Origin of the sequence: Aureisphaera galaxeae (genome assembly GCF_028561275.1) — a bacterium.
Lineage (GTDB): Bacteria > Bacteroidota > Bacteroidia > Flavobacteriales > Flavobacteriaceae > Aureisphaera > Aureisphaera galaxeae.
Window position 1 is genome coordinate 147899 of record NZ_JAQQTF010000010.1, and the last position, 20664, is coordinate 168562.

Consider the following 20664-nt stretch of genomic DNA (forward strand, 5'->3'; position numbering starts at 1 on the left):
CCTATTTCAGCACCAAGGTATCCTTAGCCAATTTAAACTTCAACCAAGTATACAATCTTGTTCTATCCTTATTAATGGTAGCTGCATCTATGGAATCGGACCATCTTGCAGTGAATGTCGCCATGGTGTCGATCTTTTCAAGATTGGAAATCAACGTTTTGGAATAACTCAAGCTTCGAAGGTTTTCATAATTGATCTTCGCTTCATCGCATAGGTTTTTAAAGGGAATCTGATCCTTTTCCAACTTGCTCAACTCTGCCACTTTCTCTTCCAAAAAGATAATCTTTTGGTTTTTTGATAGCAGATCCAATGAATCTCGGGATCGAAGTTCTTCCATATAACGCACTTCATCTTCAAAACTATTGTCTGTAGAACTCTGGTTTAAATTGAGCTTAGCATCCTTTAAGGCACTATACGTAAGCATCCGAGCGCGAAGTACATCCAAGGTTTCTCCCGAAATCTGATCGGTACCAAAAGAGGTTAAATCAATACTCGAGATATCATTTCTACTGAAGGTATACGTGGCATATTTCTTTATGTATGGAGCATTGGGTAGTGCTTCCAATTCTGTTTCAATAAAGCGTTTTGCAGAATTCTTGAAGGTACTTTCCTTTAGTACATTGTAGAAGGTAATCCCAGCTGGGATCATCACCAAAAGGGCCACAAAAGAGGCGAATCGCGCAATGTTCTTTCTTCGAACGGAATTCGCATATTTAATCATTGGGAAACGCAGTAGCTTTAATACCAAGAAGGTTGCCAAAGCGATAAAAATGGTGTTGATAATGAACAGGTACATCGCGCCTCCCGCAAACCCCAATCCTTTGCCATTGCCAATAAAGGCTTCTGCCAAACCATACCCCACGGTACAGAGTGGTGGCATCAGGGCTGTTGCAATTGCCACCCCAAAGATTACACTGGCAATGGTTCCTTTTTTGGTTCGGGCTATGATCAATGCCAAACCACCAAAGAAGGCAATGAGTACATCACGAATATCCGGTTTTGTTCTTCCAAGCAATTCGGAGGTTTCTTCACGAAGGGGGAATATCCAAAAGAAAAGGAAAGCAGTCACAACACTGAGGACAACCATCACCCCAAAATTGATAAGGGATTTTCTAAGGGTGAAGATATCGTTAATGGCAATGGACATCCCTATTCCCAAAATAGGGCCCATCAATGGAGAAATTAACATCGCTCCAATTACCACTGCCGTCGAGTTGGCATTGAGCCCTACCGAAGCGACAAAGATGGAACAAATGAGAATCCAAGCCGTTGCACCTTTAAAGGGAATGTCATTTTTAATGGCATCTATGGTACTTTCGCGATCCGTATCTGCCCTAAAGTCGAGCAATTCTAACACAAAGGTTTTTATACTTTGCCAAAGCCCTTTAACATCCTGACGCACGGCTTCTTTTTGCTGTGCAATCTCTTTCTCTTTTGCAATTTCCTTCTCCTTATCTGCTTCCTCCATAAGGTATTATTTTAGGTGTATTCTTCGCCGAAATTTTCTTTTACTTCGTTGAGTAGTTGTTTTATATCCTGTTCCTTTTCCTTCGGAAAGATCATTAAAACATTTTCTTTATCCACAACGATATAATCGTTTAATCCATCTACCACCACCAATTTATCGGTAGCCGTATAGATCATATTCCCCGCTGCATTCTTAAGGTGTGGAGTGGCCCGAACGACTGCATTTTCATTAGCAGTTTCGGTAATTTTATCGTGAAGGGCTCCCCAAGTCCCAAGATCATTCCAATCGAAGGTAGCCTTTTTTACCAAAACATTGTTGGCTTTTTCCATAATGGCGAAGTCTATGGAAATGTTTTCGACATTGGGATAATTTTTATCGACAAATCCTTTTTCTTCTGTTGTGTTCAGAACCGTATACCCTTCATTTAAGGCAGCATACATCTCTGGCATAAGTTCTTTAAAGGCGGCTACAATACTCTTTACACTCCACATAAAGATCCCAGCATTCCAAAAGAAATTTCCTTCGGCAATGAACTGCTTGGCCGTTTCATAATCCGGCTTTTCCCGAAACTGCAACACCTTTTTAAGAGTAGAATCATCTTCTTTATCACTTTCAATATAACCATAACCGGTATTGGGAAAGGTAGGATGTATTCCAAGGGTAACTAAAATATCATTCGAAGCACAGGCCTCAAAGCAGGTTTTCACGTCCTTCCGAAAGGCATCTTCGTCTTCAATCCAATGATCACTAGGCGCCACAATCATCACTCCATCGGGATTCTCCTTATGAATTTTGAGTGCAGACAACAAAATACAGGGTGCCGTATTCCGCATGGCTGGCTCCAAGACCACCTGCGAAGCATCTATATCGGGCAATTGTTCCAGGCAAAGATCCAGATAGCGCTCATTGGTCAAAATTTGAACATTCCCAGATGGAATATCATGGGTTAATCGAGAGAAGGTTTGTTGCAACAGGGTCTTCCCCGTTCCTAACATATCGTGAAATTGCTTAGGAAACTCTGAGGTACTCACAGGCCAAAAACGGGATCCTATGCCCCCAGCCATGATCACAGCGTAATAATTGGTATTCAATACTATCTATTTTATTTCAAGAACTCTACTTCTGCATTGGGATTAAAAAGATACACGCGCCCTGTGGCTACTTCTACACATTCGTAACGTTTTACTCTTTTGTTACCCCTTTTAAACACTTTTCCATTGTATAAACGAAAGGTGCCTCCGTACGGAATTTCAAAGATATAGTTTTTATCGTTGGGCGGATCATATTGCTTTAATGCTAACGATAATTTAGCATCGGTATCGCTACTGGCCTTCGGATTCCTGAAATGATTTGCTAATAAAGGCAAGAGGGAATTTGGAAAAACCTCTGGCCTAATGAAAGGCAGCATTAATTGTTGAAAAGTGAGTTTCCATTCCTTTCCATGCGGTTTAATCGCCCTCCCGTATTGTGTAAAAGCTACCAAATGTGCTATTTCATGAATAAGGGTGATGGTAAAGCGATACGGGTTTAGATTGGAGTTCACCGTGATTTGATGTTGCCCATTGGGCATTTTGCGATAATCCCCATGACGTGTTACACGTTCATTTACGATCTTAAGATGAACCTTATGGTTTTTGAGCAATTCCAATGCCCCAGGAACTGCGGCAGAAGGAATGTATTTGGAAAGGATATTATCCATTATTAAGGCGTGCTATTGGATACCTGAAGGATTTTCCCATTGTAAAACTGATTTCCAGTTAAGGCGAAATCCATAATGTATTGGGCCATTTCCTTTGCGGTAACAGGTGCTTTGAATCCCGGGAAAGCTTCCTCTAACATTTCTGTTTGAACGGCACCTAACGCCAATGCATTGAATGCAGGGCCGCTCTCCTTGTACTCTTCGGCCAATACTTCTGTAAGGGTGATAAGCGCTCCCTTGCTACTACTGTAAGCTGCCAAACCGGGAAATTTTAGACTTCCCTGTATGCCTCCCATACTGCTAATATTGACGACATGTCCATCCTTCTCCATAAAAGGCAATACAGCCTGTGTTAACGCGGCTGCACCAAAAACATTTACATCATAGGAATATTGGAAATCCTCTTTTTTCAATTTGGAAAAAGGCTTGTTCACCAAATAGCCCGAATTATTGATAAGAATATCGACCTTGCCCCATTTTTCCTTAATAAAGGCGGGCACTTTCTTTATATCCTTAGGATCGGTGATATCGCAAGGAAAACAATGGCAATTGGTGACTCCCATGCCCGAAATCGGAACTTCATTTCTGGAAAGGGCCAAGACTTCATGTTTTGTATCTGCCAATAATCCTACCAATTCATAGCCTATTCCCCTACTGGTTCCAGTGATAATGATGTTTTTCTTCATAAGTGAAAGATACTATTCTTTATTGAAAAAGCCTTGCAACGAAACGTTACAAGGCTCTATAAAATTTGGTTCCCGATGCATTTAAACAAACATGGTCACAGGATTTTCTATATAGTTTCGTAATGTCTGTAGGAAGGCTGCTCCTGTCGCTCCATCTACCGTTCTATGATCGCACGCTAGGGTAACCGTCATGGTATTTCCAATAGCAATGGCTCCATTCTTTACCACAGGTTTCTGAATGATGGCCCCTACTGATAGGATGGCGGAGTTTGGCTGATTGATAATAGAAGTAAACTCCTTAATACCGAACATTCCCAAATTGGAAACGGTAAAGGTACTTCCTTGCATTTCATCTGGCGTCAATTTCTTATTACGGGCCTTTCCTGCCAATTCTTTCACCGAAGCTCCTATTTGTGAGAAGGTCATCTGGTCGGCGAATTTCAATACAGGAACCACTAAGCCATCTTCAACCGCCACAGCAACACCAATATGGATATGCTTCGCAATTTTGGTAGTCTTATCCGCCCACGTAGAATTCACTCTTGGGTGCTTTCTCAGTGCCATAGCACATGCTTTAACGATCATATCGTTAAAGGATATCTTCACATCGGGATCGGAATTAATAGCCTTTCTAGAGGCGATAGCCGTATCCATATCGAACTCAACCGTAAGGTAATAATGCGGAGCGGTGAATTTAGATTCGCCCAATCGTTTCGCAATGGTCTTACGCATTTGCGAATTGTTCACCTCATCCCAGCTTTCTTCCCCAACAGGAATATAAGCAGGAACGCCTGCTGTCGCAGCACTTGGTTGATAGTTCTCTATATCTCTTTTTATGATACGCCCATTTTCCCCAGAACCTTGTACGCGAGAAAGATCGATTCCCTTTTCCTCTGCCAATTTCTTAGCCAAAGGAGAAGCAAATATTCTTCCTCCCGAAGTTTGGGTTGTTACCTTAGGAGCTTCCGCTTTCGGTGCCTCTTTAGGTGCTTCAGGTGCAGGAGTCGGCGCTTTTTTCTCTTCTTTAGGCGCTGGCGCTGTTGGTTTTGCACTTATAGAAACGCCAGAAACATCGGTTCCAGCAGGTCCAATAATGGCCAACAAGGCATCTACCTTTGCGGTTTCACCTTCTTGAATACCTATTTTAAGCAGGGTCCCGCTGTAGAAAGATTCAAACTCCATCGTGGCCTTGTCCGTTTCGATCTCGGCAAGGATATCCCCTTCTTCAACCGCGTCGCCTTCCTTCTTTAACCAGGTGGCTACGGTTCCTTCTTCCATGGTATCACTTAAGCGTGGCATGGTAATGATTTCCACCCCTTCAGGAAGATCTCCTCCGGTTGAAGCTTCCTCGGCTGGTGCTTCACTTGAAGTTTCGGCAACAGTATCTTCCGCTTCTTTGGCTGACACATCACCAGAAAGAAGTCCAGAAATATCTTCTCCCTCTTCCCCAATAATGGCCAAAAGGGCGTCCACGTTTGCCGTTTCACCTTCACCAACACCAATGTGCAGTAAGGTTCCTTCGTAAAAGGACTCAAATTCCATTGTGGCCTTGTCCGTTTCAATCTCGGCAAGTATATCTCCTTCTTCCACTTTGTCCCCCACTTTTTTAAGCCAAGTGGCAACGGTACCTTCTTCCATGGTATCGCTCAAACGGGGCATGGTAATTACTTCTGCCATAGTTTATAATTTATGAGGTAAAAATGGATAATCTTCTTGTTCGTAAACCACATCGTACATCACGTTTTTCTCTGGATATGGAGACTCATCTGCGAACTTCTCGCATTCGGTTACCAGATCCTTCACGCGCTTGTCGATAACTGCGATTTCTTCTTCGGTTGCGTATTTCTTTTTGTAGATAATATCAAGTACGTAGCTAATAGGATCTTCATCACGCATCTTCTCTACTTCTTCTTTGGTACGATAATGTTGCGCATCACTCATAGAGTGTCCTCTATAACGATAGGTACGAATCTCCAAGAATGTTGGACCTCCTCCGGTTCTTGCTCGGGTAATGGCTTCATCCAATTCTTTCGCCACTACTTCAGGTTTCATACCATCCACGGGACGACAAGGCATTTCGTATCCCAATCCTAATTTCCAAATGTCGGTATGGTTGGCGGTACGTTCTACCGAAGTTCCCATGGCATAACCATTGTTTTCTACACAGAATACAACAGGTAGGTTCCAAAGCATGGCCAAGTTAAAGGTTTCATGCAACGAACCTTGTCGTGTAGCACCGTCTCCCATAAAAGTAAGCGTAACACCATCGCGGCCCGCATACTTGTCTCCAAATGCAAGGCCAGCTCCTAAAGGAATCTGTCCCCCTACAATACCGTGACCACCATAAAATCCATGTTCTTTGGAAAAAATGTGCATAGATCCTCCCAATCCTTGAGAAGTTCCTGTAGCTTTTCCGTAAAGCTCTGCCATCACTTTTTTGGGATCCACTCCCATACCGATGGGTTGCACGTGATTTCTATAAGCCGTGATCATTTTGTCTTTGCTAAGGTCCATTGCATGCAATGCTCCCGCTAAAACAGCTTCTTGACCATTGTATAGGTGAAGAAAACCTCGAACTTTTTGTTTGATATATACTTGTGCTAGTTTGTCCTCGAACTTGCGCCAGAAAAGCATATCCTCATACCACTGAAGATAAGTTTGTTTGGTTATTTTTTTCATTGAGTAAACGCTAAATATTCGCCTGAAAAATTTTTTCAGAATAACAAAAATACTACATTCTTAGGTACTACAAAACCTCATTTTCTGAAAAAACGAGCGAAAACGTTGTCGAAAATAAAATTGCCATAAAAGGCCTATAAATAAGAGTGATCGAAAATAAGGGGAAGCAGGTCTTTTACCGACTGTGCCTTGACCACTTTCCCTGAAGCTCCCATAAAATAGATAGGAATGGGCGCCTCCTGTTTTACCTCGTATTCGGCTAGGGATTGTCTACAGGCTCCGCAGGGAGGTATGGGGACTTTGGTTTCCTGTTTTAAGGAACCTGCCGTAAGCGCCATTGCTGTAAATTTAGCATTGGGATAGGTGGCCCCGGCATGGAATGCCGCTACGCGTTCGGCACAGAGTCCGGAAGGAAAGGCCGCGTTTTCCTGATTGTTTCCAGTAACGACTTCTCCCGAATCTAGAAGTATCGCCGCCCCTACCTGAAAATGCGAATAAGGCGCATAAGCATTTTTTCGTGCTTCGTGCGCCTTATCCATTAATTGTTGAATGTCTTCTGAAAGTTCAGAAACAGATTCGAAAACGTCTAGTTCTGTTTCAATTTTCAGTTTTTTCATTTCTAGTATTCTGTATACTCGTCTCCAAAGTTGAAGGTAAGTCCGAAACGAAGTGTTCCTTCTAATGGACTTCTTACTCTCGAAGTAGAGAACAAGTATGAAATATCAATATTAATCGCAGTATAACGGAATCCAGCTCCTAGTGACAAGAACTTTCTAGATCCCTTTTCTTCACTTTCGTTGAAATATCCTGTTCTGAAAGCAAATACATCTTGGTACCAGTATTCAGCTCCCAACGCCCAAGTGAATTCTTTCAACTCTTCTCCGAATCCATCAGGTGCATCCCCGAAAGAAGAGAACATTCCACTTACAAAGCTTTCATTGTAGAAGTCATCATCTCTGGTAATCGCTCCATCTCCGTTAGAATCGCTTGGAGTAGGTACTAGAAGCTTGTTCACTTCAGCATTTACACCAATTTTGTTGTACTCGTCCAAGATGAAGTCGAATCCACCTCCCAATCCAAGATTGATTGGCAAGCTGTTTTCCTGACCCGTTTCATCATATTTCAATTTTGGTCCCATGTTAGAGATGTTGAAACCAGCTCTCCAACGACCGTCAAAATCATTATAAGCAATTTCCTCACTCTGATAGTATCCAGCCACATCTACCGCAAAAGAACCCGCTGCAGAAGCATCTTCGTTAGCCGTCTGCAATTTCAGGTCCGAACGAATGTAACGACCTGCTACCGCCATAGCAAAGCGATCACTTAATCGCAGGGCATAGGACACATCGAAGGTTAATTCGTTGGGTTTTACCACAAGCGGCTCCTGATCGAAGGTCTCACGCAATTCGATTTCTCCATTACTGAAGTATCTAAAACTGGCAGCAACTGCACTTCGCTCGTTGATACGGTTATAATAAGATAAGTTTCCAAGGAAGATGTCATTTACTAGATTACTTAAGTAAGGGGTATAGGTAACACCTACTCCTTGCTTGGATATTGCGAAAGCATACTTAGCTGGGTTCCACTGCTGTGAAAAAGCATCAGCTGAAGTCGCTACTCCCATGTCCGCCATACCACCAGATCTTGCATCGGCAGCAATCAATAGAAAGGGTACTCCTGTTGTAATTACCCTATCATCTATATTACTTTCCTGGGCATTCGCTTTAAACACTAGTAATCCTAGTAAAATTGGAATAAAAAGTTTCTTCATGAGGTGAAAATTTTGAGCAAATATAATTGTAATTTTTAAAGGATGACCAGTTTTTCAAATTTTTCGACTTGCTGATCAATTAACGGGGATTTTACAGTAAGCTTGTATACATAGACGCCTTTTCCGATTTTATCACCGAAGTCATCGAGCCCATCCCAAACAATTTCACGGGACAGTCCTCCATCGGACATCACGCTCTGATTTATGGTCCGGACTACCTTTCCAGTCACCGTAAAAATCTGCACTTGTACATCGAGCATTTCCGATGGACGGTTGTGTTCGAACCAGAATTCAGTATAGTCTACAAAAGGATTCGGATAATTAAGCACACGTCGTACTTCGAGTTGATTATTTCCGAAAACAATAAATTGAATTTCGGCGGTTGAGGAATTATTGTATACATCCCATGCTTTTAAGGTAAGGGTATGCAACCCTTCTTCGAGATTTCTTAATTTATAATTGGCCGTTCCTTGTGTAAAGTCGTCTACTTCGGCCTGATAATATTCATTCAATACAAAGGGATTGGTCTCATCACCATCAAGAATGGCAACAATATCATGACCTATTCCACTGGCTGTATTAATTCCATTCTCATCAGAAATTTTGGCGATAAGATTGGGAGAATCATTGGTGATTCCTCCAGAAATGAAGGACTCATCATTCATGAACAACTGAATCTCCGGGCCTTGGTTATCGGTAGGTGCATTTTCATTAAGTCCTCCCACACGTATATCCAGATTGAAGCCTGTTTGGTCTTCCAGCACACTATTTCGTTTCGCATAAAGACTCACTTTTCCTTGTCCTACGGGAATTTGAATATCCCTAGGCACCACAAATTCGAATTCGAATTCCCCATTCAATACAGTAGCTTTTCCATTGAATAGTACTTCCCCTAGTGTCTTAAAATCTAAAATGAGTAGGTTCCCTTGACTATCGGTTTCCCCATCATTCCCCAGGGTTTGGCGCTGTACATCCTTATCGAATACCTTAGCTTCCAAAACCCCGTTGTAATTGGTCAGCACATTTCCAGACTCATCCAACACCTGTCCACCCAATTTCACTTTACTCAGGGCCTCCAAAACCACAGTTGAAGAGCTAATAGGCTCATCATTCAGTTCTGTAATACGGATACTTTGCTTCGGGAATGCCAAACGAATGGCTGGGTCTCCTACATAGAACACTACCCTCTTATCTGGATTGGTGATACGGTTTTTGGTCAAACGGAGCGCTTCAGAAGGCGGCACGGGGATATCGAGCCCGAATCCGAACAAATCTTCTGCTAAAGCTTCATTCACTGCCACTCCCGTACTAATAAGAATGGCTCTTGTAGTCGTAATCAAAGCTACGGCACCCCCATCGGGGTTCCAATAGGTAAGTTCTCCTGCTGTAATTCTCAAGGGATTATCGAATTTGGTGAACTCACAGGTCACTGTTACTATACAAGGATAGCGGTTTTCGTTCTTAAGGTTGTTCGCAATGTCTTTGGTATAAATAAACTCACTGGCCAGACCATCTTCTCCTCCATGCCCAAAATAATTCAAGATGAGAGCACCCAATTCAATGTCATTGATAATTTGTTCGTTTACCTTGGGATAGCGATCCCCTCCTGCCGATGTTTCTTGTTGAAACGCATCGGAGTGAATCTTCTTTACATTAATATAGGGTTTCTCATCTGTGATCCTATCTCCAATTCCATCAAGTGTTACTTCCAAGCTCTGAAATTCTCCAGCTTTGTCCACATCGTCCGATACTAAAACCAAGTTATTTCTCCAGTTTCCATAGGCAGGAGCCAAGGAATATGCAATAGCTTTGTCTACCATTGTATTTGCCAAGGAAACATTATCGGCCAGAATACGACCTACTGCTATATCTAAAATATCGTTTGTGCTCATTCCACCATCGTCCTCTCCCATCATTCCGAAGAAATCATCGGACATAAAAGAAAGTAGGGAATCATTACTGCTTACTGTATGGAACGTAGGAACAATATTATTGTTTCCCGAAAGTCGATCCTTCATGTCCACCGAGGTGTCCCCAAACATACATAGGTATTTAATCCTTCGATCTGGAGAAGAGGCATTTTCATAAATGTATCGAACCAAATTCCTAATGGCCGATATGTCTTGCATTCCAGAACTGAATTCTGTGTATACCTGTTCTGTGGTCACCACCTTTACATTCAATCCGTTTACATTTTTATGGTGATTTGCCAATCGTAGTGCAGGCTGAATTAAAAACGACGGTGTTACTATTAGATAGTCGATATCCTGAAAATTACCGGAACCGTCATTCAATATGGTTCCTTTCAGGTTCTGATTCGGAACTCTACTATCGTTCGTTCGCGAGGGAGAGAAATAATCGTTAGGATTAACGGCCACATATTCTCTTAACTCTCCAAGATTTACATTAAAACTGAAGGGACTCGCATTATTTTCATTGGCAACAGATCTAATATTTTGAGGATCCGTTACATCCCAAACCTGATTAAATTGAGAGGCATTGGTTATTTGGTATGCCCCAATACCCGTTTGGTTGGCTACATCGTTATTTCGAAACAACAGCTGTCCATTTACGCCTTCCAAACGACGAAGGGCTTCAATATTTATGTAATCCAGATATCCGACACTGGCAGGGTTCCCTCCATTCAAATATTCCAATTCTACTGTCACCGTACCCTGACCCCCCGGAGCAGGGAATTCTCCATTAAAGAAATTCTCACTCAGCAAGGTCGTACTTCCTAGTAATGGGACGAATGTTAAAGGATTGAGCGCCGTATTATTTATGGAGAGCGACATACTTGTTGACACTTCTGAGGCAGAAGCGGCATTCACGTTCACTCTCATGGGCACTTGACCTATCATATTGGGAAAGGTAAATTCGAAAGTCTGCATATTTTCGATATCGAATCGGTTCCCATACCATTTCCTACCCACTAAAGCTGGACTAAAGTCATCTATCTCATGGAACTGATAGTCATGGAATGTATCAATAATTGTAGGAGCATTTCCAGAAGGCTGCACCATTGGCTGTACCCGCAATCCTTGCGCCCCTCCTACTGTAACATAATAATACGCTTCATCACTATAGGGGTTGAGATTACTTCCATTTTCCGCGAAACTTTTATCCGAACGGCCATCCACGCTAATCCCATAGAAAAGTACAAAATCACCACTATCGAAGCTACCATCCTCTTCCCCCACTACCTGAATGGCATTTTCGGGAAGATCCATAAAGAGATTATCACCATTTATTAAAGGCAGAGGCTTTCCTCCATGACCATATATTTTAATCGTTCTTGGATCGATCCCGTTGGTATTCACGCCCAAATCGTTAAGGAAAGAGCGCGTAATTCGGTGCACTCCTGTTTTTTCCACCCTAAACTTGAACCACTGTCCCGAAGCCAGTACAGAATTCTGGATGGGGGTTCTATTTACCCGCGCACTGGGGGAGCCGTAGGAATAATTCACGGAAAAGGACCGGATTTTCCTAAGCTGTCCATTTACATTTACAATCGGGGAAATTTCAATAGTGGTATATACGATGTCCCGCCCATACGAACTTTGTAATTCGAATGTGGGTGTAGATGGGACGAGTGCTCTATTTACTTTTTTAAGGTCATTAGGAGTAAGGTTCCCATAAACAATATTGGAAATTTGAGCCGATCGGGTGTTTGCCAACCCTTTGTCTTTCCATCGATACCTAAAGCTATGCTCATTTTCCCTCATTACCAGATTCAAAGGGGAATATTCCTCTTTGTCTTCAGATCTTTGGGAAATGTCCGTCTTTTCAAGGTCTTCTTCCCACTGAATGGTTATATCTTGTTTTTGGGCATACGTTGTGGTTACGCCTAAACCTATAAAAAATAGAAGGAGTATTTTTCTCATCATAACAAATAACGCATTAAATATACACTTAGTATAGGTGTTTTTTAAACTTTATTCGACAATTTTTCCTACGGAATAATAATTTAAAAACAGAAACGTTACATCTTTGGTCGAATTACGGATGACGGTCATTACAGCGCATAAATATTAAAATATTATTGCTCTTTTATCGTTAATTACTATATTGCGAACCCAATTTTTTCATATTTGAAACTATGAACTTAAGAAAGAACCTATTTACCAAGCTATTTTTGGCGGCGGCTGTAATGTCCCTTATGGTCAGCTGTAGTAAATCTAGAGATTACACCAATAGCTCAAGAGCCACAGGATGGCAGATGAACTCCAAGGAAGGTGGTTTCCAGTACAATCCTAAAGCGAAAGAACAGGAAACAGGCCCCGGACTTGTATTTATTGAAGGTGGTACCTTTACTATGGGTAGGGTTCAAGATGACCCTATGCACGACTGGAACAACAGTCCCAACCAACAACACGTTCAATCCTTCTACATGGATGAAACCGAGGTGACCAACCTAATGTACTTAGAGTACTTAGACTGGATCAAAAGTGTTTTCCCTCCAAGTGACGAACAATACCGTCGTATTTATGATGGTGCCGTACCAGATACCTTGGTATGGAGAAACCGTTTGGGTTACAATGAGGTAATGACCAACAACTACCTACGTCACCCTGCCTATGCTAACTATCCTGTTGTAGGGGTAAGTTGGGTACAGGCGGTTGAGTTCAGTAACTGGCGAAGTGACCGTGTAAACGAATTGATTTTAGAGCAGGAAGGATTCACTGCTAGAGGTGCACGTTTCGACGTTGAGCCGGGTGAAACTTTCAGCACACAAACGTATTTAAGCTCTCCTACCGTGACTTACGGAGGTAATGATTCCATTACTAGAGGAGGAAAGCGTTCGGAGTCTTTAATGAAGCGAAACGAAGACAGTACCAACTTATATGTACAGCGCAAGGACGGATTATTACTTCCTGCCTACCGACTTCCTACCGAAGCGGAATGGGAATATGCTGCCTTGGGTCTAGTAGGATTAAGAAACTACAACGTATATAGAGGTAGAAAGAAATACCCATGGGACGGACAGTACACCCGTTCTGGAAAAAGAAGATCCCGTGGAGATCAATTGGCTAACTTTAAGCAAGGTGATGGAGATTACGGTGGAATTGCCGGATGGAGTGATGACGGTGCCGATATCACAGCTGAAATCAAATCTTACGAACCAAACGACTTTGGATTGTACGATATGGCTGGTAACGTTGCCGAGTGGGTAGCCGATGTATACCGTCCTATTGTAGACGACGAATTCAATGACTTTAACTACTATCGTGGTAATATCTACACCAAAAATGCGATAGATGAAGATGGAAAAGTAAAAGTAGTTACAGCCGACTCTATCGTATATGACACCTTGAGTAACGGAAAGATTGTAGCCCGTAACCTTCCAGGTGAAATCTACCAAGTACCTATCGACGAGAATGAGACATACTTAAGAACGAACTTCTCTACTGCCGATAACCGCGATTACCGAGATGGAGATAAGCGCTCTACGCGTTACTACCAGTCTTTCGGTAGCGAGGATGACGAAGAGGATCTAGATGACAGTAAGCGTATGTATAACTCTCCACAGCACAGAGTAACTGCTGGAGACAGCGCCGCAACTGGAGATTTGAACCGTCAGTACGACAAGTCTTCTACAAGAACCACATTGGTAAATAACCAAGTACGTGTGTACAAAGGAGGTTCTTGGAGAGATCGTGATTACTGGTTAGATCCAGCGCAAAGACGTTATTTCCCGCAGGATATGGCGACAGACTATATCGGTTTCCGATGTGCTATGTCCCGTGTAGGATCGAAGTCGCAAAAAGCAAAACGACCAAGACACTAATCATAGTTTCAACATACCGAAAACCCTCTGAGCGATCTTCAGAGGGTTTTTTTGTACCTTTAAATTTTACAAAAAAACCCGAATCCCTTTGAAAATAGAGCAACTGCACCAGCACTTTTTGGAAAGTAGCGGAATTTGCACCGATACACGGAAAATAACTCCTAATTGCCTTTTTTTTGCCCTTAAGGGCGATAATTTCGACGGAAACACCTTCGCTCAGGAAGCACTGGACAAAGGCGCACTAAAGGTCGTTATCGACGATATGAGGCACCATAAGAATACGGGAGAGACTATTTTATGTGGCAATGTGTTGCACACCCTTCAGAAATTGGCCAGCTTTCATCGCAACCAATTAGGCATTCCCATTGTAGCACTTACCGGAAGTAACGGTAAAACAACGACCAAGGAATTGATCAATGCGGTGCTTTCAAAGAAATTCAGAACCACAGCCACCCTAGGAAACCTCAACAATCATATTGGCGTGCCCCTTACCTTACTTTCCATGAACAAAGAAACGGAAATGGGTATCGTAGAAATGGGCGCCAATCATTTAAAGGAAATCGAAACCTTAAGCAAGATCGCCCAGCCCAATTACGGGTACATCACCAACTTTGGGAAAGCCCACCTAGAGGGCTTTGGCAGTTTGGAAGGAGTGGTCCGGGGAAAATCCGAACTCTACAAGAATATTTCCGAAAGGGACAAAATGGTGTTTGTAAATGGTAACGATCCAAAACAAATGGAACTTACGGCCAGCATGAATCGGAATACCTTTGGCAAGGATGGCACGGATTGTCCTGTCCAGCTACTGGAAAGCTCGGGAACGCTTGTGATCGGCTATAAAGGGCTTCAAATAAAAAGCAACCTCATCGGCATCTATAACTTCCATAACATTGCTGCGGCTATCGCAATGGGCTCCTATTTTGAAGTAACTCCCGAAGCCATAAAAGAAGCTATTGAAGGGTACATCCCCACGATGAACCGTTCCCAACTCATGGAAAAGAACGGACACCACATAATTTTGGATGCATACAATGCGAACCCAACGAGTATGATGGCAGCTTTGGAAAACTTCGAACAAAGTGAAGGATCTTCCAAATTGATGATTTTGGGAGATATGTTCGAATTGGGAGATGTGGCCCATGAGGAACATCAAAAAATAGCTAACTTTGTAGCTGACCATTCCTTCGGAACCGCCTATTTGGTAGGTGAAAATTTCTTTGGAATCCGGTCCAATTCTGACAACATAACCGCATTTAAAAATTTCGAAGACTTTAAGAGCTCCGAAGTATTGAAAAATCTCCCTGCCAGCTCCATTCTTATTAAAGGTTCTAGGGGTATGGCGTTGGAACGTGTATTAGAATTGCTATAACAAATGAAAAAGAAGAAACCCGATCAAGTTGTTTTTAATGAAGAAGAACAGTCCTACGACGCTTCTTTAAAGCCTTATGCCACGGGCGTAGGGGCACCTAAAATTACTACCCCAGATACGATTGCTTGGAAGAATAGTAATATCGATAAAGTAAACAAACAGGTTAAGGCCCGATATGATGAGTTGAAGGTACAATTCGATGCCCTTATCGAACAATTTGAATACAACAACCTGGTATACCAGGCCAAATTCAATTTCGAGCCCATCGTAGGTCAAACCTACCATTTGTACAAAGATTCCAAGGAACAGTCTTTTCTCTCTTTAATAGACCCGTTAGAATGCAGTTTCAACCATTTGGGAAGCTTTCGGTTGAATGCAGACAAAATGTGGGAAAAAATATAGTTTATGAAAAATGCATATGTACTTCTTGCCCTTTTGATATCCTTCACAACCTTCGGACAAAAGAAGGACTTTTCTAATATAGACACCCTCATGACCACTTTGTACGAGGTAATTTCTGGTCCTGGAGAGCAGGAACGCGACTGGGAAACATTTTATGATTTGTTTCATGAACAAGCACTCATGGGACCTACCCGAAAAAATAAGGAAGGAATTACAAAATTCAACGCCATAACGCCCTATCGTTACGTGGAGCTTAGTGCCCCACAAATGCGCAACAATGGTTTCTTTGAAGAAGAATTGGCGCGTAAAACGGAGATTTTTGGTGGGGTTGCCCAGGTAATGTCAGCCTATCAATTTCGCTTCAAACCCGATGGTCCAGTAATTCAAAGAGGTGTAAATAGCATTCAATTGGTTTTCCGTAATGGTAGATGGTTCATTACTCAGATATTTTGGCAGGACGAAACGGAAGAACATCCATTGCCAGATTGGGCGGACAAAAAGAATTGAATCAAACTTAACTCCTGAAAGCTATATTCTGAAAGCTTAAAAACTGCATTACACGTTCGGCCATTCCCTTTTCAATTCTTGTAATTAATTCTTTGGAGTTAATGGTAACATGAAGTGCCTTTTCGGTAACCCGAATATCCTCTATGACGTCCCAAGCATAGTCCTTTTCAAACATCCCTATTTGATTGATCCCATTCTCGGTCATAAGGTAGCCATCGTAATCATTGTAGAAAAAAACTCCCTGTGAGGCGATATATCCAGGTACAAGGATCCCAAAGACACTATCCATTTCACCTTTTTCCGTAAAAATGAAAAACACCGCAACTGCCAGGAACAAAATCAGGAACACCCATTGAAAGCCCAATATATCTAACCTTCTCCTGTGTTTTATAAACAAAATGGTTCCTTTGGTTTCTTTTTGCTTCAAAGAGCGGTAGAAAAAGTATCTCACACTCATGTCCAAGGCAATGGCCACGAAAATAGATAACCCAAACTTATAACCCGACAGATAATAAAATAACATCCATAGGCCAAGTATGAGTGCGGAAATTAGCGGATAGAGGTACTTGAGTTTTTTAGGGTAAGACATGTGCTAAGCAATTATAATTGTTATTCCCAAGGCCCGTGTTGCGTCACAGGTGTAAAAGCCTTTCCAGAGGAAAGATCCACCGATTTGTCATAACGAAAGAGACCTTTCCATCCACCCATCCAAAATCTTCCTTTAGAATCCTCATAAATGGAGAGTATCCCTCCCGATATGAGCCCTTCTTTTTCGTAGAAGTTTTGGAAGGAAGTTCCATCGTAGCGATACACACCTTCATGTTCCGCCGAAAACCAGATGTTACCCTGCTTGTCTTCATACAAACCAGCAGCTTCAACACCTTTAATGGCACCCTCTTTTGTGAAGTTGGCAAAGGTTTTCCCATCGTATCGTCCTATGCCACCAAACATAGTTCCTATCCAAACATTACCTTCGCTATCTTTGAATAATTGAGCCACATTGTTATCAGCCAACCCCTCCTTGGTGGTAATATGGGAAAAGGTTTCACCTTGGTCTTCGCTATCTGGATGATAGATTGTGATTCCATGCCCATCTGTCCCGAACCAAATGTTACCAAGATTATCCTCAGCAATTGCTGAAACGCGCCTAGGAGATAAAATGGGATTGAGATCTTCAACTTCGGCCAAAGGGATTGGGAAATGTGTAAATTCCTTACCGTCATAACGAACGACTCCTTCGCTTGTACTAATCCAAAAATCCCCGTCCGTTCCAACAACAAGTGCCCAAAGATCATTATCTACAGGACCCACTTTTACGGGATAATTGGTGAATGAATTTCCATCGAATTTGCTAAGTCCGCCGTAAGTGCTAATCCAAACATTCCCTTCTTTATCCTCCACTATATCATTGATCCTTCCTCCGCCTAAACCATCTTCATCTGTAAAATATTCTAGGCCTTCCCCATCATAACGCATCAGCCCATAATGGTTGGTTCCAAACCAAAGGTTTCCTTTGGAGTCTTCAAAAATAGTGCGCACCCAATGGCATAATTGACCTTTATAGGACAATGGCAATCCTGTCGGATCGGTCAAAGGATTGATACTAATGGAAGATTCTGGGGTTAAAAAGGTATTGGAAGCTGTAGTTCCATTGGTAGTTGTCTCCCTCTTTTCCTCTTTGGTATTTTCTTCCGCCACTTTCTTTTTGCTCTGCCCATTGCATGCAGCCAATGTAAAACAGAACAGTAGTGCGTAGAGATAAACTTTACTTCGATACTCCATAGCGTTGTTTTTATAGGTATGAATATAAGCCTTTTTTCAGCCAAAAAGAGGATATATCCATCTCATACCAAGGTACATTTCATTCTGAAGCTTCTTTTGGAAGTAATCTTTATGCTTCTGAAATGAAAAATCCCGATACCACTTCGCCAAGGCTACGAGGCATCAGGATTCTGTGTGATGTGGGTATGCCCACTGAAGCGAACTACAGTGAGCGTAAGTGGGTCATACTGGATTCGAACCAGTGACTTCCACCCTGTCAAGGTGACACTCTGAACCAACTGAGTTAATGACCCGAAAAAAGACAAGCTAAAATACAAATTAACCAAGTGAATCGACTTATACCAACAATGGATTTTTTTGCTGTGGTGTCTCATGAGCGAAGAGCTGCGAGTAGTCCATCACATTTTCTACACCATCCATGTTACACAGGAGTTCTATGGCAGCACATAAACCGTTAAAAAGTACCTCTCGATCCTTCGGATTTTCAGGCTTTCGTGAAGAATGGCGAAACGGAAGCTCGTATCCACACCCTTTCAAAAAAGCAGCCTCTATCTGAAGCAACTCCAAAGGCGTGTAACCCGAAAACTTCCTTCCAAATTCCTGATGCACCAAGCCTACGTAATTAAGACGCAACGAACCATGGTCATCGGAAAAATGTTTCCAGGATTCGGTATTATTCATAATATTTCCCACCGCACATTGTTTGCAGCATTCCGGGTTCAGCGTTTGTGAATAAAAAGCTGTATATAATTTCTGAATAGCGTCTTCAAATCGTTGGGGTGCTTTCATAACGAAAAGTCTTTGTATAAAAATACAAAATTTGAAAGCCTCTTTCTTTGTAAGGAATGTTAAATTGGAAAAAGACGAGGCAACCATTTGTCAGGAATATATGTCTATCAAAAAAAGGGTTTGAAATCAATAATCAACTTCGTGAATGGTCAAAATTCAATACTTCATATCGCTTCTAATTTTAATTCTAAGTTTTAATACTTATTCCCAATCCATTAAGAGAATAGATGATACTGCAATATCTCTTGAAGTTTTGGATAGTGAAATTGAGCGTCTAAAAGATGCTGCAAATGTTCACGGCCTTACCATTTCCATAGTTACTGGTGACAGCATCTTATTCCAGAAAGCATACGGATTTAGGAATATAAAAGAAAAACAACCACTAAGCACCTCTCATAATTTTTATGCCGCTTCGCTTAGCAAACCACTTTTTGGTTTTATTGTAATGAAGCTCGTGGAAACGGGAATGATTAATCTGGATAAACCTTTGATAGAATATCTTGATAGGCCCTTGTACACCTACGAATTCCCAAATGACTATGAAAACTTCAAAGATTTGGAAACCGATAAAAGGTATGAGAAAATAACGGCAAGAATGTGTTTATCGCACACAACTGGATTTCCAAACTGGAGATATATTGGAAAATCTGGCATTGATATGGAAAGACCACTGAATATAGAATTTGAACCTGGATCCTTTTATAGTTATTCTGGCGAAGGCATTCAATTACTTCAGTTTGTTGTAGAACAAGTAACCAAAAAGAGCCTAGAAGAACTTGCTCAAGATTATGTTTTCAAACCATTGGAAATGAATATGACGAGTTTTATATGGCAAGAAAAATTTGACACGAATTATGCTATCGGTCATTTCAAAAAGAGAAAAACCATAAAGCGAAGAAAGCGAAATAGAGAATACGCGGCTGGCAGCATGGATACAACACCAGAAGATTACGCCAAGTTCATTCAGGCAATATTGGCCAAAAGAAATTTGAACACAACATGGTATCACGAATTTCTTAAGCCGCAAATACGTATTGAATCCAAGCAACAATTCGGTAAAAACCGATCGATAAAAACCACAGAAAATGACGATATCGAATTAAGCTATGCTTTAGGATTTGGAACTTACAAAACACCTTTTGGAACTGCCATTTTCAAAGAAGGTCACATGAAGGGTTGGGAGCATTACGCCATATTTTATCCGAATAAGAATTTAGGAATGGTAATTATGTCCAACAGCTCAAACGCTGAAAGTATTTTTAAAGAATTACTGGAAATTTCAATGGCAGATAAATGGATGCCCTGGTATTGGGAGAATTACATCCCTTATAATCATTAACAACAACCCATAGATTTAACCCAAGTACAGAAAAAACAAACTCCGAAATACTTCATGATCCCAGCCACGACAGCAAATAGAATCTCCTCATACCTCGTAGCGTAGCGAAGAGGTACATGCGCTTACAAAAGCAAGCCTGGGATTACTGCGTGATCCCTTTTTGCCCACTACTGCAAATAGAATCCATCCCGATGTCGCTGCGCGACAACGTTATTTTTCATTTCCTTCACTTACGAAAACAAGTTTTCGACGTTTTGGAAATGAAAAATCCCGATACATTTCTGTATCGGGATTCTGCTTGATGTGGGCGCGAAGGGATTCGAACCCCTGACCCCTTGGGTGTAAACCAAGTGCTCTGAACCAACTGAGCTACGCGCCCTAACTG

General features: G+C 41.8%; 17 protein-coding genes and 2 tRNA genes. 5 read left to right on the forward strand and 14 right to left on the reverse strand.

Annotated features, from left to right (window positions below; genetic code table 11):
• Nucleotide 1 precedes the first annotated feature (1 nt).
• The 9 genes from POV27_RS16355 to porU form a co-directional block, all read right to left on the reverse strand.
• On the reverse strand, nt 2–1468 hold the full coding sequence (locus POV27_RS16355; RefSeq protein ID WP_272863869.1) for a DUF389 domain-containing protein: 1467 nt from the start codon (nt 1466–1468) through the stop codon (nt 2–4).
• Between the two features lie 11 nt (nt 1469–1479).
• Nucleotides 1480–2559 (reverse strand): mannose-1-phosphate guanylyltransferase, encoded by a 1080-nt coding sequence (locus tag POV27_RS16360; RefSeq protein ID WP_272863870.1) that lies wholly within the window; start codon nt 2557–2559, stop codon nt 1480–1482.
• Between the two features lie 11 nt (nt 2560–2570).
• Nucleotides 2571–3167: a SprT-like domain-containing protein gene (locus tag POV27_RS16365; RefSeq protein ID WP_272863871.1), complete on the reverse strand. Its 597-nt coding sequence runs from the start codon at nt 3165–3167 to the stop codon at nt 2571–2573.
• 2 nt (nt 3168–3169) lie between these two features.
• Nucleotides 3170–3853: an SDR family NAD(P)-dependent oxidoreductase gene (locus POV27_RS16370; RefSeq protein WP_272863872.1), complete on the reverse strand. Its 684-nt coding sequence runs from the start codon at nt 3851–3853 to the stop codon at nt 3170–3172.
• 81 nt (nt 3854–3934) lie between these two features.
• Nucleotides 3935–5530 (reverse strand): pyruvate dehydrogenase complex dihydrolipoamide acetyltransferase, encoded by a 1596-nt coding sequence (locus POV27_RS16375; RefSeq protein WP_272863873.1) that lies wholly within the window; start codon nt 5528–5530, stop codon nt 3935–3937.
• Nucleotides 5531–5533: 3 nt separating this feature from the next.
• Nucleotides 5534–6532 carry a pyruvate dehydrogenase (acetyl-transferring) E1 component subunit alpha gene (gene pdhA / locus POV27_RS16380; RefSeq protein WP_272863874.1) on the reverse strand — a complete coding sequence of 333 codons (999 nt, stop codon included), beginning with the start codon at nt 6530–6532 and terminating at the stop codon, nt 5534–5536.
• Nucleotides 6533–6666: 134 nt separating this feature from the next.
• Nucleotides 6667–7149 (reverse strand): cytidine deaminase, encoded by a 483-nt coding sequence (gene cdd, locus POV27_RS16385; RefSeq protein WP_272863875.1) that lies wholly within the window; start codon nt 7147–7149, stop codon nt 6667–6669.
• Nucleotides 7150–7151: 2 nt separating this feature from the next.
• Complete coding sequence (gene porV, locus POV27_RS16390) at nt 7152–8303, reverse strand: type IX secretion system outer membrane channel protein PorV (protein ID WP_272863876.1); 1152 nt, start codon at nt 8301–8303, stop codon at nt 7152–7154.
• Between the two features lie 35 nt (nt 8304–8338).
• Nucleotides 8339–12190: a type IX secretion system sortase PorU gene (porU, locus tag POV27_RS16395; RefSeq protein ID WP_272863877.1), complete on the reverse strand. Its 3852-nt coding sequence runs from the start codon at nt 12188–12190 to the stop codon at nt 8339–8341.
• A gap of 212 nt (nt 12191–12402) precedes the next feature.
• Here porU and gldJ point away from each other — a divergent pair, with 212 nt between their 5' ends.
• The 4 genes from gldJ (at nt 12403) to POV27_RS16415 (ending at nt 16369) form a co-directional block, all read left to right on the forward strand.
• The gene (gldJ, locus tag POV27_RS16400) at nt 12403–14091 is read left to right on the forward strand and encodes a gliding motility lipoprotein GldJ (RefSeq protein WP_272863878.1); all 1689 of its coding nucleotides are present in this window, start codon (nt 12403–12405) and stop codon (nt 14089–14091) included.
• Between the two features lie 88 nt (nt 14092–14179).
• Nucleotides 14180–15460 carry a UDP-N-acetylmuramoyl-tripeptide--D-alanyl-D-alanine ligase gene (locus POV27_RS16405; protein WP_272863879.1) on the forward strand — a complete coding sequence of 427 codons (1281 nt, stop codon included), beginning with the start codon at nt 14180–14182 and terminating at the stop codon, nt 15458–15460.
• 3 nt (nt 15461–15463) lie between these two features.
• Nucleotides 15464–15862 (forward strand): DUF2452 domain-containing protein, encoded by a 399-nt coding sequence (locus POV27_RS16410; protein WP_272863880.1) that lies wholly within the window; start codon nt 15464–15466, stop codon nt 15860–15862.
• A gap of 3 nt (nt 15863–15865) precedes the next feature.
• Complete coding sequence (locus POV27_RS16415; protein ID WP_272863881.1) at nt 15866–16369, forward strand: hypothetical protein; 504 nt, start codon at nt 15866–15868, stop codon at nt 16367–16369.
• Nucleotides 16370–16376: 7 nt separating this feature from the next.
• Here POV27_RS16415 and POV27_RS16420 read toward each other — a convergent pair whose 3' ends face one another.
• The 4 genes from POV27_RS16420 to POV27_RS16435 all read right to left on the reverse strand — a co-directional run bounded on the left by POV27_RS16420 (nt 16377) and on the right by POV27_RS16435 (nt 18940).
• Nucleotides 16377–16958, reverse strand: coding sequence for a hypothetical protein (locus tag POV27_RS16420; RefSeq protein ID WP_272863882.1), 582 nt, complete (start codon nt 16956–16958; stop codon nt 16377–16379).
• Nucleotides 16959–16978: 20 nt separating this feature from the next.
• On the reverse strand, nt 16979–18151 hold the full coding sequence (locus POV27_RS16425; RefSeq protein ID WP_272863883.1) for a ligand-binding sensor domain-containing protein: 1173 nt from the start codon (nt 18149–18151) through the stop codon (nt 16979–16981).
• 218 nt (nt 18152–18369) lie between these two features.
• A tRNA-Val gene (locus tag POV27_RS16430) sits at nt 18370–18444 on the reverse strand.
• A 43-nt stretch (nt 18445–18487) separates the two neighbouring features.
• Nucleotides 18488–18940, reverse strand: a complete 453-nt coding sequence (locus POV27_RS16435) for a Na(+)-translocating NADH-quinone reductase subunit F (RefSeq protein ID WP_272863884.1) — start codon at nt 18938–18940, stop codon at nt 18488–18490.
• Between the two features lie 145 nt (nt 18941–19085).
• Between POV27_RS16435 and POV27_RS16440 the strand changes: the two genes are divergently transcribed.
• On the forward strand, nt 19086–20279 hold the full coding sequence (locus POV27_RS16440; RefSeq protein WP_272863885.1) for a serine hydrolase domain-containing protein: 1194 nt from the start codon (nt 19086–19088) through the stop codon (nt 20277–20279).
• A gap of 304 nt (nt 20280–20583) precedes the next feature.
• On the opposite strand, the gene POV27_RS16445 is transcribed toward POV27_RS16440, so the two are convergent.
• Nucleotides 20584–20658: transfer RNA gene (locus POV27_RS16445), tRNA-Val, on the reverse strand.
• Nucleotides 20659–20664: the final 6 nt, after the last annotated feature.

Excerpts from the sequence above, each read along its gene's own strand:
- gldJ (WP_272863878.1), top strand. The coding sequence starts at position 12,403 with ATGAACTTAAGAAAGAACCTATTTACCAAGCTATTTTTGGCGGCGGCT.
- porV (WP_272863876.1), bottom strand. The coding sequence starts at position 8,303 with ATGAAGAAACTTTTTATTCCAATTTTACTAGGATTACTAGTGTTTAAA.
- POV27_RS16435 (WP_272863884.1), bottom strand. The coding sequence starts at position 18,940 with ATGAAAGCACCCCAACGATTTGAAGACGCTATTCAGAAATTATATACA.
- POV27_RS16370 (WP_272863872.1), bottom strand. The coding sequence starts at position 3,853 with ATGAAGAAAAACATCATTATCACTGGAACCAGTAGGGGAATAGGCTAT.
- POV27_RS16410 (WP_272863880.1), top strand. The coding sequence starts at position 15,464 with ATGAAAAAGAAGAAACCCGATCAAGTTGTTTTTAATGAAGAAGAACAG.
- POV27_RS16415 (WP_272863881.1), top strand. The coding sequence starts at position 15,866 with ATGAAAAATGCATATGTACTTCTTGCCCTTTTGATATCCTTCACAACC.
- pdhA (WP_272863874.1), bottom strand. The coding sequence starts at position 6,532 with ATGAAAAAAATAACCAAACAAACTTATCTTCAGTGGTATGAGGATATG.
- POV27_RS16420 (WP_272863882.1), bottom strand. The coding sequence starts at position 16,958 with ATGTCTTACCCTAAAAAACTCAAGTACCTCTATCCGCTAATTTCCGCA.
- POV27_RS16425 (WP_272863883.1), bottom strand. The coding sequence starts at position 18,151 with ATGGAGTATCGAAGTAAAGTTTATCTCTACGCACTACTGTTCTGTTTT.
- cdd (WP_272863875.1), bottom strand. The coding sequence starts at position 7,149 with ATGAAAAAACTGAAAATTGAAACAGAACTAGACGTTTTCGAATCTGTT.
- POV27_RS16375 (WP_272863873.1), bottom strand. The coding sequence starts at position 5,530 with ATGGCAGAAGTAATTACCATGCCCCGTTTGAGCGATACCATGGAAGAA.
- porU (WP_272863877.1), bottom strand. The coding sequence starts at position 12,190 with ATGATGAGAAAAATACTCCTTCTATTTTTTATAGGTTTAGGCGTAACC.
- POV27_RS16365 (WP_272863871.1), bottom strand. The coding sequence starts at position 3,167 with ATGGATAATATCCTTTCCAAATACATTCCTTCTGCCGCAGTTCCTGGG.
- POV27_RS16355 (WP_272863869.1), bottom strand. The coding sequence starts at position 1,468 with ATGGAGGAAGCAGATAAGGAGAAGGAAATTGCAAAAGAGAAAGAGATT.
- POV27_RS16440 (WP_272863885.1), top strand. The coding sequence starts at position 19,086 with ATGGTCAAAATTCAATACTTCATATCGCTTCTAATTTTAATTCTAAGT.